This is a genomic window from Caballeronia sp. ATUFL_F2_KS9A (genome assembly GCF_023630765.1).
Classification (GTDB): domain Bacteria; phylum Pseudomonadota; class Gammaproteobacteria; order Burkholderiales; family Burkholderiaceae; genus Caballeronia; species Caballeronia zhejiangensis.
In genome coordinates this window covers 120,875-138,234 of the sequence record NZ_JALQEK010000039.1, presented here as the reverse complement: position 1 = coordinate 138,234, position 17,360 = coordinate 120,875, and the positions used below count along the sequence as shown (strand labels likewise).

The window sequence follows — 17,360 nt, the reverse complement described above, 5'->3', positions numbered from 1 at the left end:
GGCGGCAGCGCGTAGCGCTGTGCCGAAGCTCTTTCGTGCTGAACCAGTGTCCTCAGCGTTTTCGGGCGGCGGACCGTGCGCGAGCCAAGCCCGATTGGTCCTTTGAGGGCACTCTTTAGGCGAGTGCCATCGAGGACGAGAGAACTACCCAAATTGCGTGTGACCGCGGGCCTGAAAAGCTGCTTTCTTTGCTTACTTTCTTTGCAGCAGCAAAGAAAGTGAGTGCCGCCCCGCACAGGGGCAACGCTAATAGACCGACGCGAATACGGGATCCGGCGACTACAGCAAAGAAAGTAGGTGCCGCCCCGCAAAGGGGCAACGCTAACAAACCGACACGTAATCGGGATCCGGCGACTACAGCAAAGAAAGCAGGTGCCGCCCCGCAAAGGGGCAACGCTAACAAACCGACACGTAATCGGGATCCGGCGCCAACACCCCGGCCATAGCAAGCAGCCCGCCGTCCAAAGCAGGAAACAGACTCCGCTGAAAATTATTCCAGCGCAGTTCGAGAATGGAATCTAAAGGATCGATGCTAGTGCCAAGCACATCAAAGATGACTTCACCAGAATCGATCCCGTTATCGACGTAATGAAACGAAGCGCCTGTCCGGTCGATCACCGGCGCCGGTTCAACGCGCATCGCGTTCCAATCGACTACGCGCTCGCCACGCGCCCCATGCAAGGCATCGAGCGTCGCATAAGCCCCTCGCCGTTCAAACGGCGAACCAAGCCGCGTAATCCCAGGATGAATATTCGCAATACGCCGGCAATATTCCGCACCGGGCCGAACGAGTTCATCGAGAATCACGAGCAGCCCGTCGAGCACGACGAAGTCCGCATCGAGCGCACGCAGCTTCTCCAGCAAACGCTTCTCGAACGCGCTCTTCTGCGCCGCCCGCTCGCTCACCGCATCCAAAGCCAACCGCCGATAAGAAGAAGGAATCGCATGAAGAAGACTCGTCACCGGCACGCCCCGCACCGCGAGCCCCGGCGGATGAATCCACTGCCCTCCCGGCGCATAACGAAAACCATATCCAGCCAGTTTTTCGCGATCCCGCGGCGAGCCTTCGTCATCGTCGTAGATCACGCCTTCGAGCGAATAGAGATCGCCCAACGGCGATCCATTGAGTTGCTCGACGAGATACTCCAGCGGCGACTTCATATACCGCGTGCCGCCCTTGTATTCGATATGCTGTCCCGCGCGATCCGCCGCCGCGTTGCGCAAGGACATGATGTAGACCAGTTTTAGCTTCGTCATTGATTGCCGCTCGTTTCAAACATCGCCAGTAATAGTCGTCAAAGCGCCACGGCCATGCGGCTGCCGCTCGTCTCCGCCGCTTGCTTCACGGCGTGGTCCTGTCCGGCATCGGCAAGCGATGCCGCGATCTCGTCCGAGCGCACGGCCAACACCGAAAGCAAAGTGTCGGAAAGACCGTGGCTGTCTTCGCAGCAGCCTTGCAAATAGATGCGCGGCCTGAAGTTCGAAGGCGTGACAAGCCGATAATCGCGGCCCACATTGCGCTGCGCGAGCGCGTCGCCCAGATGCGGCGCAAGGCCGTCGAGCAGCGCGAGATGCGTGTCGCGCCGATAACCCGTCGCGAGCACGAGCGCATCGAAGCGCTCGGCGCGCGCGTGACCTGTCAGCACGTCGCGCATCGTCAACTCGATCTCGCCATTCGCGCGACGCGCCGCATTTTCGATGACCGTATTCGCCAGCAAACGATGTCGCGTTTCATCGGAAACCTTCTGCAAATAGAGCATTTCGTAGATCTGCTCGATCAACGGACGATCGACGACCGCGTAATTCGTATCGCGGAAACGCTCGATCAGCGAGCGCCGCCCATCTTCCGATTGCGCAAAGACGATATCGGTGAACTCCGGACTGAAGATCTCGTTGACGAAGGGCGTATCGTCGGCCGGTTTGAGCGCGCTCGCGCGAATCACGAGCGTCGCATCGACATGCGGAAAACGCCGCGTGACATCGGCGAAAACTTCGGCCGCGCTCTGCCCCGCACCGATGATCGCGATGCGCTTCTTGCCGTTGCGACCATCGCCCGCGACGCGCTCGATCGAACTCAGATACGCCGACGAATGAATCACGTTATGCGGCCCGAGCGATGCGAACGGCTCAGGCACACGCGCCGCGCCGCCGACGCCGACCGACAATGCCTTCGTCACGCGACGCCACTCGCGCTCATCCGCTTCCTGCGATACGACGCGCAGCGCGCTCACATCGCCATTCGCTTCGAGCACGGGTTCGATCGCCGTCACGCTCTGCCCGTAATGCACGCGATCATCGAAGGCTTGCGCGACCCAGCTCAGATAGTCGTGAAACTCGACGCGCGTCGGATAGAAGTTCTTCAGGTTCACGAATTCGTTCAGACGCCCGCGCTCGAACAGATAGTTGATGAACGTAAAGCGGCTCGTCGGATCGCGCTGCGTGACGAGATCCTTCAGGAAGGAAATCTGCATACGGCAATCGTCGAGCAGCATGTCGCGATGCCAGCCGAATTCCGCTTGCCGTTCGATATAGCAATGCGTCATGTTCGACGCGCCGCGCTCTTCGGCAAGACGCACGGCAAGCGACAGATTCGACGGCCCAAAGCCCACGCCGATCAGATCGAATACGGTTTCTTTTTTCATTTCCCTGTGTCTCTCAGATGTCATTGATCGATGCAAGCGAGACGCGGCGTGCGAGCGTCGCGCCGAGGCCGGCGAAATGCGGCGTGGCGAAAACGTCATGAATAACAATGTCGAAGCCCGCTTTGCGCGCCGCATCGACGAAGCGCACGACCGCGAACGACGTCGCGCCCGCCGCGAAGAGATCGTCGTGCAGCGCGGGCGTCTGGCCGTCGAAGAGTTCGCTCCATAGGCTCGCGAGCGCTCGCGCTTCATCGGTCTCTTCATCCGATGCCATCGATGCCGCGAGTCCTTCAGCCTTTTCGAACGCGGCGTCGCATGAGTCGAATACCTCATGCGGCGCGTGCGCAAACAGCTCTACAGTCGCGAGAAAACGAGTAACGAGCGTATCGACGAACGCCCCAGCCACGCGCTCGTTCGCATAAGAGAACGCGCAACTCACGCGGCCATCCGGATACTCCGTCACGTCCAGTTCGAGGTCGAACACGACGCGATGACGCACATCGTCGAAACCTTCGATCGCGAGGCCGGCCCAGTCGCGCGTCGCCATCGCGGCGGGGCGCAGATAGTTGAACATCACCTGGAATAGCGGATTGCCCGCGCCGGAACGCTGCGCGTTCAACGCGGACACGACATCGGCAAACGGCACGTCGGCGTGTGCGTAGGCGGCGAGCGCCGCATCGCGCACGGTCGCGAGCAAAGTCGCGGGCGTATCGTCATGCGTCATGCGGGTGCGCACGACGACTGCGTTGATGAAGAGTCCGAGTGCATCGCGCGCGCTGTCGCCCGCCGATTCGCGTGTCGATGCGAGCACGCCGACCGGCTGATCGCGCACGCCGGTCACGCGATGCAACGCCGCGTTGAGTGCGGCGTGCAGCAGCATCGGCAGCGTGGCATGGCATTCCACGGCGAGCGCGCGGGCGCGTTCGATGAGCGCATCATCGAGATCGAATCCGATGCGGCTCGCGAGCCATTGCGGATTCTCGATACGGCCCGCTGACGGCGCGGGCAATGCAATCGCCGTCAGATCCTTCAGCGCATCGCGCCAGTACGCGAGCCGCGCGCCCGTCGCCGATGAAGGCAGCACCAGCGCATTCGATGCGCGCTTTGCAACCGATGCGCCCTTGCGCAAAGCGACATACGTTGCGCGGATATCGTCGAGCCAGAGATCGATCGAAGTGCCATCGGAGACGATGTGATGCACGACGAGCGAGAGCACATGATCGTCATCGGCGAGACGCACGAGACGCGCGCGCCAGAGTTGCTTCGCACTGGCGAGATCGAACGGCGTGAGCGCGTCTTCATCGGTGATGCGCTTCGCTTTGTCGATGCTGCCGGCAACATCGATCACAGGCAACTCGAAGCGCCACATCGGCACGATGCGCTGACCCGGCAACGCGCCATCGCGTTCGACCAGTCGTGTGCGCAACGCCGGATGACGCGCGGCGGCTTGCGCAAGCGCTTCGCGCAACGCATCGGAATCGAGCGATCCGTGCAGCCGCAACGCGACCGGAATGTTGTATGCGGCGCTTTTCGGCTGCGCGCGCCATAAGAACCAGAGGCCGAGTTGCGCCGCGGAAAGCGGCCACACGCCGTGTTCGTCGGCCTCGAATACGCTCTGGCCTGCATCGGATGCGCCCTCGCACAGCCCCGCCTGCAACACGCGTTTTGCGTACTGCGACAACACCGGCGTTTCGAACAATGCGCGCACGGGCACATCGCGCCCGAGCATTTCGGCGATGCGCGTCACCACACGCACGGCCGCGAGCGAATGCCCGCCCAGTTCGAAGAAGTGATCGCCGCGGCCCACGCGTTCGACATCGAGCACGTCGCGCCAGATCTTCGCGAGCGCGGCTTCCGTGCCCGCAGCGGGCGCTTCGTGGATGCGCTCCTTCTTCGGCGGTTCGGGAAGCACCGCACGATCGACCTTGCTGTTTGCGTTGCGCGGCAACGCATCGAGCACGACAATATGCGCCGGCACCATGTAATCGGGCAGCGTGCGGCGCAGATGCGCATCGAGTTCGACGGCATCGGCGGCGCGGCCCAGCGCGGCGCGTTCGCGTGCATCGGCTTTCAATTCGACATAGGCAACGAGCGCGGCGTGCGCGCCCTTGCCACGCACGACCGCGCACGCTTCGCGCACATCGTCGTGTGCGGCGAGTTGCGCTTCGATCTCGCCGAGTTCGATACGCAAGCCGCGCAGCTTCACCTGATGATCGACGCGGCCGATGAAATCGAACACGCCATCGGCGCGACGCCGCACGAGATCGCCGGTGCGATACAGACGCGCGCCCGGCTCGCCATACGGATCGGGCACGAAGCGCTCGGCAGTCAATGCAGGACGATCGAGATAGCCGCGCGCGACGCCCACGCCTTCGCCGCCGAGATACAGTTCGCCGATCACGCCGACGGGCAGCGGATTCAAGCGCTCATCGAGCACATGCGCGGTGCGCGCGCCGACAAGCGTGCCGATCGGAAGATAGGCGCAATCCGCGAGCTTCGCGGGATCGTCGCCGGGATTGAACATCCACAGCATCGGCGTGATGACGGTCTCCGTCGGACCATATCCGTTGACGATGCGCGCATTCGGAAACGCGCGGCGCATCAACGCGAAGGCTTCACGCGATGTCGCTTCGCCGCCCACCGTGATCGACTTCAACGTCGGCGGCGCGCCGTGCACGAGCGCCCATTCCGCAAGCTGCGTCGCGCAACCGGGCGGCACGTAGGTCATCGTCACGCCCTCTTTGCGCATGAGCTTGCAGGTCAGCGCGGGTGGCCATAGCGTATCGGCGGTGATCGCGACCCCCGCGCCGCTGATGTACTGCGAGAACCAGCCTTCGTGCGCGCCGTCGAAATTAACCGACTGGAACAGCATGAACGTGTCGCGCTCGGTCGCGCCATAACGTTGCGCGATGGCGACGCAATGGCGCGCGAACGATCCGTGATCGACGATCACGCCCTTGGGCTTGCCCGTCGAACCCGATGTGTAGATCGCATACGCCGCTTGCTCCGCGACGACATCGGGCAATGCGATGCGCGATGTTGCATCGTCGGCGTAGAGGGTTTCATCGTCGAGAAGCAGGACGCGTGCGCTCGCTGGAAGGGGCAACGCATCGATGCTCGCGCGCTCGGTGATGATGTGCTCGATGCGCGCATCGTCGAGAATCTGCGCGAGACGTTCACGCGGATGACTTGGATCGAGCGGCACGAATGCGCCGCCCGACTTGAGCGCCGCGATCAGGCCGACGAGCAGATCGACCGAACGGCTCAACGCGACGCCCACGCGCATTTCAGCGCGCACGCCCGCATCGATGAGACGCTGCGCGATGCGCGTCGCGCGTGCATCCACTTCGCTGCGCGTGAAGGCGCGCTCCATATCCGCGACGCCGCGCGCATCCGGTCGCGCACGCGCATGGCGTGCGATACGTTCATGCACCGAGACGAATTCGGGCGCATGTTCAGGCGCATGGCGATTCCATGCGTCGAGCTGCATGCGTTCGTCTTGCGGCAACCATTGCAGATCGCCGACGAGCGTTGGCGGTGCGTCGAGTGCATTGCTCAACAACTCGACGAAGCGGCGCGCGAGGCGTTCAATGGCATCGGCTTCGAAGAGATCGAGCGCGTAGACGAAAGCGGCCGCAAGCGATCCGTCCGCGCGTTCCTCGAAGTTCGCGGTCAGATCGAACTTCGCGAACGGCGCGCCCGAAGGCAATTCGGTCACGCGCACATCGGCGAACGAAGGCAACATGCGGCGCGCGCCATATGCCGCCATGACCTGAAACAACGGATGATGACTCGCACTGCGCACGACGCCGAGCGCTTCCACGACCTGCTCGAACGGCACATCCTGATGCGACTGCGCATCGACGAGCGCGGCTTGCGTTGTATCGACGAGCATCGAGAACGACTGCGTTGCATCGACGCGCGAAGCGAGCGTCAGCGTGTTGACGAAGAAGCCGACCAGTCCTGCCGTTTCAGCACGCTCGCGGTTCGCCGCGGGCACGCCGATTTGTATATGCGCCTCGCCCGATGCGCGCGCGAAGAGCGCGCTCAACGCGGCGAGCAAAACGGCGAAAGGCGTCGCGCGATATTCGCTTGCGATGACGCGCAATCGCGCCGCAAGCGCTGCATCGAGCGTGAAAAGATGGCGCGCACCGCGCGCGCTGCGCTCGCCGGGACGCGCTGCCGCGCCGGGCAGCATCAATACGTCGCGCGATGGATCGAGCCGTGCGCGCCAGAAGTCCAGTTGACGTTCGCGCTCGCCCGCATCGAGCCAGCGCCGCTGCCAAAGCGCGAAATCCGCGTATTGAATGGGCAACGGCACAACTGACACCGCTTCGCCGCACGCATACGCGCGATAGAACGAAGCAAGCTCGGCAAGCGCGATATCGGCGGACCACCCGTCCGACACGATGTGATGCGTCGTCAGAGAAAGCCAGTGCGTGTTCGCATCGAGTCTGATCAGATGCGCGCGCACGAGCGGGGCGTGAGCGAGATCGAAGGGACGCGATTCATCGGTGAGCGCGAGCGCCGTGGCGCGTGCCTCACGCTCGGCGACCGGAAGATGCTCGAGGTTCACCGAATGCCACGGACAGCGCATGGGCGCGTGCACGGTTTGCAGCACGCCGTCCGCGCCCTCGCTGAACGTAGTACGCAGCGCTTCGTGACGCGCGATCAACGCATCGCATGAAAGGCGCAGCGCATTCGCATCGAGTGCGCCATCGAGCTGAAGGCGCTCGGTGATGTGATACGCCGCGGGCTCGTCGATCATGCGCGCATGCAGCCACAGACGCGTCTGCGCGAACGATGCCGGCACGCTCGCTTCGCACGCATCGCCTCGCGTGCGCGGCGGAATCGGCAGCGTACGAAAGTCGATGCCTGCATCGGCGAGTCGCGCGACGAACACCTTGCGCTGCGCATCGGGCAACTGCGCGAAGCGCGTCGCGAGCGAAAGCAGATCGGGTTTGGCCTGCGTCATGCGTGTCCTCTTTGACTTGCGGTTTTCATTGCGTCTCCAGTTCATCGAGCAAGGCATCGATGACGCTCGCGGCGTCATGCGCGCCGCCCTTTTCATCGCGTGAAGCCTGCGCGGCGTCGATCGCGGCGGCGCAGCGCGCAAGCGTGCGTTCATCGAACAGCGTGCGCAGCGGCAACGTGAGCGACCAGTGCAGATTGGCCTGAGCGTTCGCTTGCGTCGCGAGCAGCGAGTGGCCGCCGAGCGTGAAGAAATCGTCGTCGCGGCCGATGGCCTCCACTCGCAGCACGCGCTGCCAGATTGCGGCGAGTTCGCGTTCCGTCTGCGTTCGCGCCGCCGTCACGATGCGTTGCGTTCGCGCCGGGGCCGGCAGCGCGTTGCGGTCGCATTTGCCATTCGGCGTGACCGGCAACGCGTCGAGTGCCATCACACGCGCGGGCACCATGTACGCAGGTAGTTGCGAACGCAACGAATTCAGCACGGCGCTTTCATCGAAGGTCTCCGATGCCGCGCATGAGACGTAGCCGATCAACTGCTCGTCGCGCACGATCACGACCGCATCGCGCACATCCGGCTCGGCGCGCAGCAGCGCTTCGATCTCGCCCGGCTCGATTCGTTGTCCGCGCAGCTTCACTTGCGTGTCGATGCGGCCGAGATAGTCGAGCGCGCCATCGTCGCGGCGGCGCGCAAGATCGCCCGTGCGATACAGTCGCGCGCCCGCGACGAACGGGTCGGGCACGAAGCGCTCCGCTGTCAGCGACGGCCGTCCGAGATAGCCGCGCGCGAGTCCCGCACCGCCGAGATAGAGTTCGCCGATGCCGCCCGCGGCCACCGGATGAAGCGCTGCATCGAGCACATGCAGTTGCAGGTTCGCGATCGGATGACCGATAGGTACGGAAGCGGATTCGATATCGCCCGCGCTGCACGTCCAGTGCGATACGTCGATGGCGGCTTCGGTCGGACCATAGAGGTTGTGGAGCCGCGCGTTCGGCAAGAGCCTCGCGACGCGCGCGACGAGCTCGGGCGCAAGCGCTTCACCGCTCGCGACGATTCGCTCGATGCTCGCGCAGCGCTTCCCATCGCCGAACTCGTCGATATGCGCGACGAACGCCGCGAGCATCGACGGCACGAAATGCAGCGTGCTAACGCGATGCGCCTCAATGGCTGCGACGAGCCGCGCCGGATCGCGATGATCGCCGGGCGCGGCGATAGCGAGCTTCGCGCCCGTCGCGAGCGGCCATACGAACTCCCATACGGAAACGTCGAAACCGAACGGCGTCTTGTGAAACACGACGTCGTCGCGCGTCAGGCGATAGGCGTCCTGCATCCACGCAATACGGTTCGCCAGCGCGCCATGCGTGTTGCCCGCGCCTTTGGGCTTGCCGGTCGAGCCGGACGTGTAGATGAGATACGCGAGATGCGCGTCGGTGACGTCGATGGACGCAGTGAGCGTCGCGTCGCCTTGCATGAGCGCATCGACATCGAACACGCGCGCCGTCGAAGCAACCGACTCCACGCGCGCACGCAAGTGCGTTTGCGTCAACACGACAGCGGGTTTCGCATCGTCGAGCAGATAGGCGATGCGATCCGCCGGGTAATCTGGATCGATCGGCAGATACGCCGCGCCCGCCTTCAACACGCCGAACAGTGCAACGACCATGTCGAACGAACGCTCGACGCACAGCGCGACCGCCGTGTCGTGCGCGACGCCCGCTGCAAGCAACGCAGCGGCAACGCGATTCGCGCGCTCGTTCAACTGCGCATACGTGATGCGATTCACAATGCCGTCGACCGCGATCATCTCAAGCGCGATGGCATCGGGCGCGGCGTTCGCCATGCGTTCGAATTGCCGATGCAGTGGCAGGCTTTCGATATCGCTCCATGCGCGCGCTGTCGCATTGAAACGCGCGACGTCATCCGCGAGCGCGATCGTGCCGAGCGGCACATCGGGGTTCGTCGCAAATGCGTCGAGACATGTGGATAGCGCGCGATGCAGTGCCGCCACACGCGATTCATCCAGACGCGCCGCGTCGTATCCATAGTCGATGACGATAGCTTCGCCCGCCTCCACGACGAGCGTCAACGCGAAGTCGGTCGCTTCGATGTTGCGCAACGCGCGCATTTTTAGCGCGCGTTCGTCGCGGCCGGCCCATGCTTCATCGACGGGATAGTTCTCGAATACGACGAGCGTGTCGAACAACGCACCGCCGCCTTGACCTGCCCAGCGTTGAATATCCGCGAGCGGCGTGTGAGCGTGTTCGTGGGCTGCGGCGTTATCCGCTTGCAATTCGCGCAGCCATGCGGACGCGGCGCGTTGCGGCAGCGGCTCGGCGATCACCGGCAACGTGTTGATGAAGAGTCCCAGTACGCCGTCGATATCGGCGAGCGAGTCCGGGCGGCCTGCGACCGTCGCGCCGTACGCCACGCTCGCCTGATGCGTCTTGCGCTGCAACACGAGCGCCCACGCGCCTTGCACGAGCGTGTTGAGCGTCACGCGCAGACGGCGCGCGGCGTCGGTGAGACGCGCGGTCATCGCAGGGTCGAGCGACGCGCGCCACGAGCGATGATCGTCGAGTGTCGGCGCCTTGCTCGCTTCGCGCTGCGCGATGCGCGTCGGTTCGCCGAGGCGTGCGAGACGGTCGGTCCAGAACGCTTGGTCGGCTTGCGCATCGCGTGTCGCGAGCCATTCGATGAAGTCGCGATAACGCTTCTTCGCGTGCGCGACGAACGGCTGCGCGCGCGGCGGCTCGATGTAGTCGCGCAGGACATCCGCAAACATGCGGGCCGTGCTCCAGCCATCGAGCAGCAGATGATGACGCGTCCACACGATGCGCCATTCATCGTCGGTGACGCGAATCAGCGTGACGCGCATCAGGGGCGGCGCGGCAAGATCGAAGCCGCGCGCGCGATCGTCGGCGAGCCACGTTTCGAAGGCGGCGGATGCATCGCTACGTTCGCGCCAGTCGATTACATCGAAAGGCAAGCGCGCCTGGCGATGCACGATCTGCATCGGCGCGGATTCATCGGCGGTGAAGCCTGTGCGCAGGATGTCGTGACGCGGCACGGAAGCCTCGAAGGCCGCGCGCAGGCGGTCTACATCGGGAGCGATCAACGTTGCGGCAAACTGATTCACATACGTCGACTGCCCAGGCGCGAACAGCGAGTGGAACAGGATGCCCTGCTGCATCGGCGAGAGGGGATAGATATCGGCGATGCTGCGCAGATCCACAGGCAGGCGTTCGAGCGCCGCTTGCGTCAAACCGCCGTCGCGGGCGAGCGGGAAATCGCCCGGCGTCGCGCCTGCGCCTTTCATCGCGATGCGCCCGGCGCATGCAGCGACGATATCGGCGAGCGTGCCCTCGAATCGCTGCGCAAGCGCCTCGATCGTCGCGCGTTCGAATTGCGTCGCGCCGTAGACCCAATGCAGCCTGAGCGTGCGCTCCGCTCCATCGGCGACATAAGCGTGAATCGCGAGCGCGTTGCCGAGCGGACCGGAAGGATCGCGCTCGCAACCCGCGCCGCCGAAGCGCGGCGTGAACGCTGCGTCGCGCGAATCGAGCGAATCGAACTGACCGAGGTAGTTGAAGGTCACGCGCGGCCGCGGCAATGCTTCGAGCGAAGCGCGCGTCGCATCGTCGCCGAAATGGCGCAGCACGCCGAAGCCGAGACCTTTGTTCGGCACTGCGCGCAGCGTGTCTTTCGCGGCTGCGAGCGTTTCGATCGGCGATGCCAGCACCGGAATCGAAACCGGATAGTGACTCGTCAGCCATCCGAGCGTGCGGCTTGCGTCGATATCGTCGAAGAGCGGTTCGCGGCCATGTCCTTCCAGCTCCATGCGGCACGTCGCGCCGGTCGCATGAGCAAGCGCCGCGATCAGCAGTTCGATCGTCTGCGTGCGATAGGCGAGGTTGGCATCGGCGAGCACGGCACGCGTGAGATCGACTTCGAGCGTCTGTTCGATGACCGCGGCGTCTGCGTTCGTTGCCTTCGCTTGCGGATGATCGAGACGCAGGTCATCGCCCGCAGCGAGTGTGGTGATCCAGTATTTCGCCTCGTCTGCGAAGGGAGAGTGTGTGTCACGCGCGGCTGCCGCAAGGCGCGCGGCCCATTGCGACGCCGTCGCGCCGGTACGCGCAAGACTCGCGGTGCCGCGCGACTGCGCCGCTTGATATGCGCTCGACAGATCGTCGAGCAGGATGCGCCACGACACGCCATCGACGATCAGATGATGAATTGCCAGATAGAGCTTCGTGCGTCCGTCCGCAAGCGATGCAACGAGCGCGCATGCGAGCGGCCCGTGCGAAATGTCGAGCGTGCGCTGAATCGCATCGAACTGCGCAAGCGCATCCGTTTCATCGTTCGCGGCGACGGCTGCGAGCGGCAGCGTATCGAATGCCTTCGATGCCCGCACGATGCGCCATGCGTTAGTCGTGCCATCGCGCTCGAAGCGTTGCCTGAAGATAGCGTGATGCGTAAGCAGCGCATCCAACGCGCGCGCAAAGGCGTCGAGATCGAACGATGCATTCGCGTCGAATTCCACCGATTGATTCCAATGCCCGCGCTGCGGAATGTCGAGTGCGAAGAAGCGCAATTGCGCGGGCGTCAACGCTGCGCTTCCATCCGCCTGTTTCGTCGCGACGACAGGCGCTTTCGCTTCGTTCGTGTCGACAGGCTTCGCGACTAGCGCGAGTTGCGCGACTGTCGCGTTATCGAAAACCTGTTTCGGCGTGACGCGAAGGCCTCGCTTGCGCAGACGCGCGATTACTTGCAGCACGAGAATCGAATCGCCGCCAAGCTCGAAGAAGTTGTCATCGCGCCCGACGTGCTTCGCCTTCAACACGTCCTGCCATACCGAGGCGATGGCTTCCTCGGTGTCGCCGCGCGGCGTATCGCTCGTTACGACGGATTCGACCGGCTTCGATGCGATGCTGCGCAATGCTGCACGATCGATCTTGCCGTTGTCGGTCATCGGCAACGCGCGGAGCATGACGATCGTCGCGGGCACCATGTAGTCGGGCAGGCGCGCGCCGAGCGCATCGCGCAACGTCGAATCGTCTTGCGCGGAACCGGTCACGAACGAGACAAGCTGGAGACGCCCATCGCGATCGACGGGCAATGTTTCGGCCTGAGCCACGCCTTCGATCGCGCGCAATGCCGCGCTCACTTCGCCCGGCTCGACACGATAGCCGCGAATTTTCACCTGATCGTCAAGACGGCCGAGGAAGGCGATACGTCCATCCGCGAGCAGACGAACGCGATCGCCGGTCCGATAAAGGCGTTCGCCGCGCACGAACGGGTGCGGCATGAAGCGCTCCGCTGTCGCCGCGGCGCGTCCGAGATAACCGCGCGCAACGCCCGGCCCGCCGATATGCAACTCGCCGATGCCGCCCGGCGGCACGCACGCGCCGGATGTATCGAGAACATAAGCCTCGGCATTGGGCATTGGGCGTCCGAGCGGCACGCTCTGCGCATTGCGTTCATCGTCGGCGAATGCAGACGCTTCGCACGCAATGGCGCCGACAGTCGCTTCCGTCGGACCATAGTGATTGATGACGCGGCACGAAGGCTTCAACGCCTTCACGCGATCGACCAGCGCCCACGGCAACGACTCGCCGCCCGTCACGAGCGCATGCGACGGCAACACATCGGCAGGATGCTGCGCTTCGAGCAGCGCGTGCAGATGACTCGGCACGATCTTCAGCACGCCCACTTCGCGCACGCGCATTTCTGCGGCAAAGCGATCCGGATCGAACGCGCATCGAGCAGGCAACAGATGCAGCGTGCGTCCCGAACACAATGCGCCGAAGAGCGTCGTATGACCGAGATCGGCGGCGACCGTCGAGACCATCGCCATCGATGCGCCAGGCGCGAACGCGAGTTCATCGAGCATGCCTTGCACGTAGTCGGCGAGCGCGCGATGCGGCACCGCTACGCCCTTCGGCGTGCCCGTCGAGCCCGACGTGAAGATGGCATAAGCGGTCTGCGCAGGCGCAAGCTGCACGCGCTGCACGGCGGCATTCGCGAGCGATGCATCGTGCGCGAGCGTATCGACATCGAGCAGTTGAGCATTGCCGAGCGCGCGCGGCGCGTTGTCGTCGTTCATCGCGACGAGCGCGAAACGCGCGCCGCATGCGTCGATCGCGGCATCGATGCGCGCGTGCGGCATCGACGGATCGAGCGGCACCGCATAGGCACCCGACTTCATCGCGCCGATCAACGCAACGACGAAGCGCACCGAACGTTCGATGCACACCGCGACCGCCTGCTCCGCCTTCGCGCCTTTATGACGCAACGCGAGCGCGATGCGGTTCGATGCGTCGTCGAGTTCGGCGTAACTGATCTGCGTATGCGCGTCCGCAAGCGCGATGCGATGAGGCGTCGCGCTCGCGTGATGCGCGATCAACGCGAGGATATCGTCGGCTTCGAAGTTCAGTGCGCGGCCTCGTTGCACGTCGCGCTGGGGCATGCAATCGAGCGATGTGATCGGGCGCGACGGATCGCGCACCGCATCCGCGACGAGCGTCGCGAAGCTCGCAAGCCATGCGCGCGCGGTGGCTTCATCGATGCAATCGCACGCGTAAGCCGCGACGAGTTCGATGCCGCGAACATCGTCGGTGAAGTCGAGCGCGAAATCGAAACGCGCCGCGAGATCGGGGCCGGGCGTTGCAATCGCCGATGCGTTCGGCAACGTCGATGTCAACGCTGCATCGAACTGCTGCGCGAGCTTCACGCGCAGCCACTCGTCGCCACGCGCGACGGGCGGCTTCACTGCATCGAGCACGCGATCGAACGGCACGTCCTGATGCGCGAACGCATCGAGCGCATGAATGCGCGTCGCTTCCATCAGATCGGAAAACGTTTGAGCCGCATCGACGCGCGCACGCAACGCCAGCGTGTTCAGGCACAGGCCGATGAGCGCCGCCGTCTCGGGCCGCTGCCGATGCGCGACCGGCGTCGCAACAACGAAATCGTTTGCGCCCGTAAGCCGATGAAGCCACGCGTCGAACGCGCTCAGCAACACGACGAACGGCGACGCGTGCTTCGTGCGTGCAAGCTGACGCAATGCGTTCGACGTATCGGCGGACAAGCGCAACGTTACGCGTTGCCCGCGATGATCGCGTTCGGCTGGACGCGCGCGATCCAAAGGAAGCGCGAGCGGTTCAGGCGCGGCATCGAGCGCCTTGCGCCAGAAGCGAAGCTGACGCGCGCCCTCTTCACCCGCGACGAGTTCGCGCTGCCACTGCGCGTAATCCGCGTATTGAATCGGCAACGCGGCAAGCGAAGGCGTTTGGCCTTGCGCGTACGCGCTATAAACATGCGCGAGTTCATCGAAGACGATGCGCGAGCTATAGCCATCCGTGATCGCGTGGTGCGCCGCCAGCATCAGCCGGTGCGATTCATCGCCGGACGATGCGAGCGTCGCGCGCAACAGCGGACCATTCGACAAGTCGAACGCTTCGCTCGCGTGACGTTCTTCATCAGCATTCGAACTGTGATTCACACGCTGAATCGTCACCGGCAAGGACTTGTGAATGCGCTGCATGACGACGCCGTCTTCGTTCTCGACGAGCGTCGTGCGCCATGCCTCGTGGCGTTCGATCAAATGATCCAGCGCGCGTTGCAATGCGTTTGCATCCAGCCTGCCGCTGATGTCCCAACGACCCGCGACGTGATACGCCGCGCCCGCGTCGCGCGTTTGCGCGAGCACCCAGAAGCGCTGCTGCGCGAACGATGCCGCGCGATCGACATAAGGCGCATCCGACGAAACCACGCTTCTCACGATGACCGGGTCGCTCGCCTCCTTCTCGCTCGCATCGATCGATGCGGCCAGTGCTTGCAGCGGCGGATCGTCGAAGATCGTATCGAGCCGCAGATTCACGCGCCAGTCGATGCGGATCGCCGCCTGCAACTGCATCGCCGCGAGCGAATCGCCGCCGCGTTCGAAGAAGCGATCAGCACGTCCGATGGGCGCGGCATGGTCGAGAATGCGCTGCCAAGTTTGCGCGAGACGGCGTTCGGTATCGGTCGCCGGCTCGATGTAATCCGCGTCGCGCGACATCGACGTTGCGCGATCCGCCTGCTTCTTCAACGCATCGCGATCGAGCTTGCCGTTCAACGTATAGGGCAGGCGCGCGAGCCTCACATACCGATGCGGCTGCCAGGCTGCGGGCAAATGTTCCGCGAGATATGCCTTCAACGCGGCATCGCTTACAGCTTCATGTGCGGGCGTGAAACAGGCGGTTAGTTGCACGCGTCCGTTCGTCGAATCGGCGAGCACGGCTGCGTCGCGAATGGATGGATGCGCGCGCAAACACGCGGCGATTTCCGCAGGCTCGACGCGCACGCCGCGAATCTGCACTTGGTCATCGATGCGGCCGAGATAGTCGTAGGCGCCATCGGCACGTTCGCGCGCGAGGTCGCCCGTGCGATAGATGCGCGCGCCCGGCTCGCCGGAAGCATCGGGCACGAAACGCTCCGCCGTGAGCGCAGCGCGACCGTGATAGCCGCGCGCGATGCACGCGCCGCCGAGCAGCAACTCGCCATCGTCGATGCGCGCGACACGCGGACCGATCACGCGTCCGATGGGCAGCGACGCATACGCATCGGCATCGTCGAGATCGGGCGTGACGTGCGGCTCGACGGGCCAGAGCATCGGCGAGATGACGGCTTCCGTCGGACCATATCCGTTGATGAGGCGCTGCGCCGCGAATACACGACGCACGCGCGCGAACGCTTCACGCGGCAGCGCCTCGCCGCCGAACGCGAGCACGCGCAACGAGGCCGGCACGCCTTTGCGCTCGGCAACGGAAGCGAATTCGCGCAGATAAGCAGGCGGAAACGCGGCCACATTCACGCGTTCACGTTCGATCAACGTATGCGCTGCTTCGGGCGCGAACGGCGGCGGCGCCGTGATGACGACGCGCGCGCCCACGGCCAGCGGCGCGAGCCAGCATTCGTGCGCCGCATCGAAGTTCACCGATGCGAAGTGCAGCAAGCTGTCGCCCTCGCCGATGCCGAGCGCCGCCACAAGTGCATCGCAATGCGCGGCGAGCGGGCCATGTTCGACGACGACGGCCTTCGGCGTGCCCGTCGATCCCGACGTGTAAATCATGTACGCGGCTGCGCGCGGATGCACGGGCGCAGCGTCGTTGAGCGCGGGCGCATCGGCGATGTCTTGCTCTACGTCGAAGCATCGCGTGAAGCGCGCGCGCATCGCATCGTCGGCGTGTCGATCGACGATGCCGTGCGCGAGGCGCGCATCGTTCGCGATCCAGTCGAGACGCGCGGCAGGATGATGCGGATCGAGCGGCACGAATACGCCGCCGGCCTTCAGCACGGCAAGCAGCGCGACGAACAATTCACAAGAACGCTCGACGCATACGCCGACGCGCACTTCAGCGCCGACGCCCGCAGCGCGCAGGCGCGCCGCGAGCCGCGACGCGCGGGCATCCAGTTCGCCGCGTGTGAGACGTGCGTCGTCATGTGCATTGAATGCGAGGGCGGGCGCATCCGGTTGAAGGCGCGCGAGTGCCTTGATACGAAGATGCAGCGCGGTCGGAAAACTCGTCATCGGCATGAATTCCTTCGGGTTCCGGCCGCATCCGGAAAAGCTGCGGCACGAACGTGGGCCGCTGAAAATGCGGCTTCATTCGGGATGACGATTCGCGCGAAAAAATTTTTACCGCTTTTCATGCGCTAAAGATTCGTCGTGCTGAAACGTCTCTATGTAGAGGTGCGTTCAGCGC

General features: G+C 64.3%; 4 protein-coding genes. All 4 read right to left on the bottom strand.

What is annotated here, in order from left to right; genetic code table 11:
- Window positions 1–396 precede the first annotated feature (396 nt).
- Genes NCS67_RS25660 through NCS67_RS25645 form a run of 4 tightly spaced genes read right to left on the bottom strand, consistent with a single transcriptional unit; the run spans window position 397 to window position 17,185 of the window.
- On the bottom strand, window positions 397–1,257 hold the full coding sequence (locus NCS67_RS25660) for a formyl transferase (protein WP_250437164.1): 861 nt from the start codon (window positions 1,255–1,257) through the stop codon (window positions 397–399).
- A gap of 38 nt (window positions 1,258–1,295) precedes the next feature.
- Window positions 1,296–2,642: a lysine N(6)-hydroxylase/L-ornithine N(5)-oxygenase family protein gene (locus NCS67_RS25655; RefSeq protein WP_250437163.1), complete on the bottom strand. Its 1,347-nt coding sequence runs from the start codon at window positions 2,640–2,642 to the stop codon at window positions 1,296–1,298.
- A 13-nt stretch (window positions 2,643–2,655) separates the two neighbouring features.
- Window positions 2,656–7,617, bottom strand: a complete 4,962-nt coding sequence (locus NCS67_RS25650) for a non-ribosomal peptide synthetase (protein ID WP_250437162.1) — start codon at window positions 7,615–7,617, stop codon at window positions 2,656–2,658.
- 25 nt (window positions 7,618–7,642) lie between these two features.
- Complete coding sequence (locus NCS67_RS25645; protein WP_250437160.1) at window positions 7,643–17,185, bottom strand: non-ribosomal peptide synthetase; 9,543 nt, start codon at window positions 17,183–17,185, stop codon at window positions 7,643–7,645.
- Window positions 17,186–17,360: the final 175 nt, after the last annotated feature.

Coding starts and splice junctions, on each gene's coding strand:
- NCS67_RS25660 (WP_250437164.1), bottom strand. CDS start 1,257: ATGACGAAGCTAAAACTGGTCTACATCATGTCCTTGCGCAACGCGGCG.
- NCS67_RS25655 (WP_250437163.1), bottom strand. CDS start 2,642: ATGAAAAAAGAAACCGTATTCGATCTGATCGGCGTGGGCTTTGGGCCG.
- NCS67_RS25650 (WP_250437162.1), bottom strand. CDS start 7,617: ATGACGCAGGCCAAACCCGATCTGCTTTCGCTCGCGACGCGCTTCGCG.
- NCS67_RS25645 (WP_250437160.1), bottom strand. CDS start 17,185: ATGACGAGTTTTCCGACCGCGCTGCATCTTCGTATCAAGGCACTCGCG.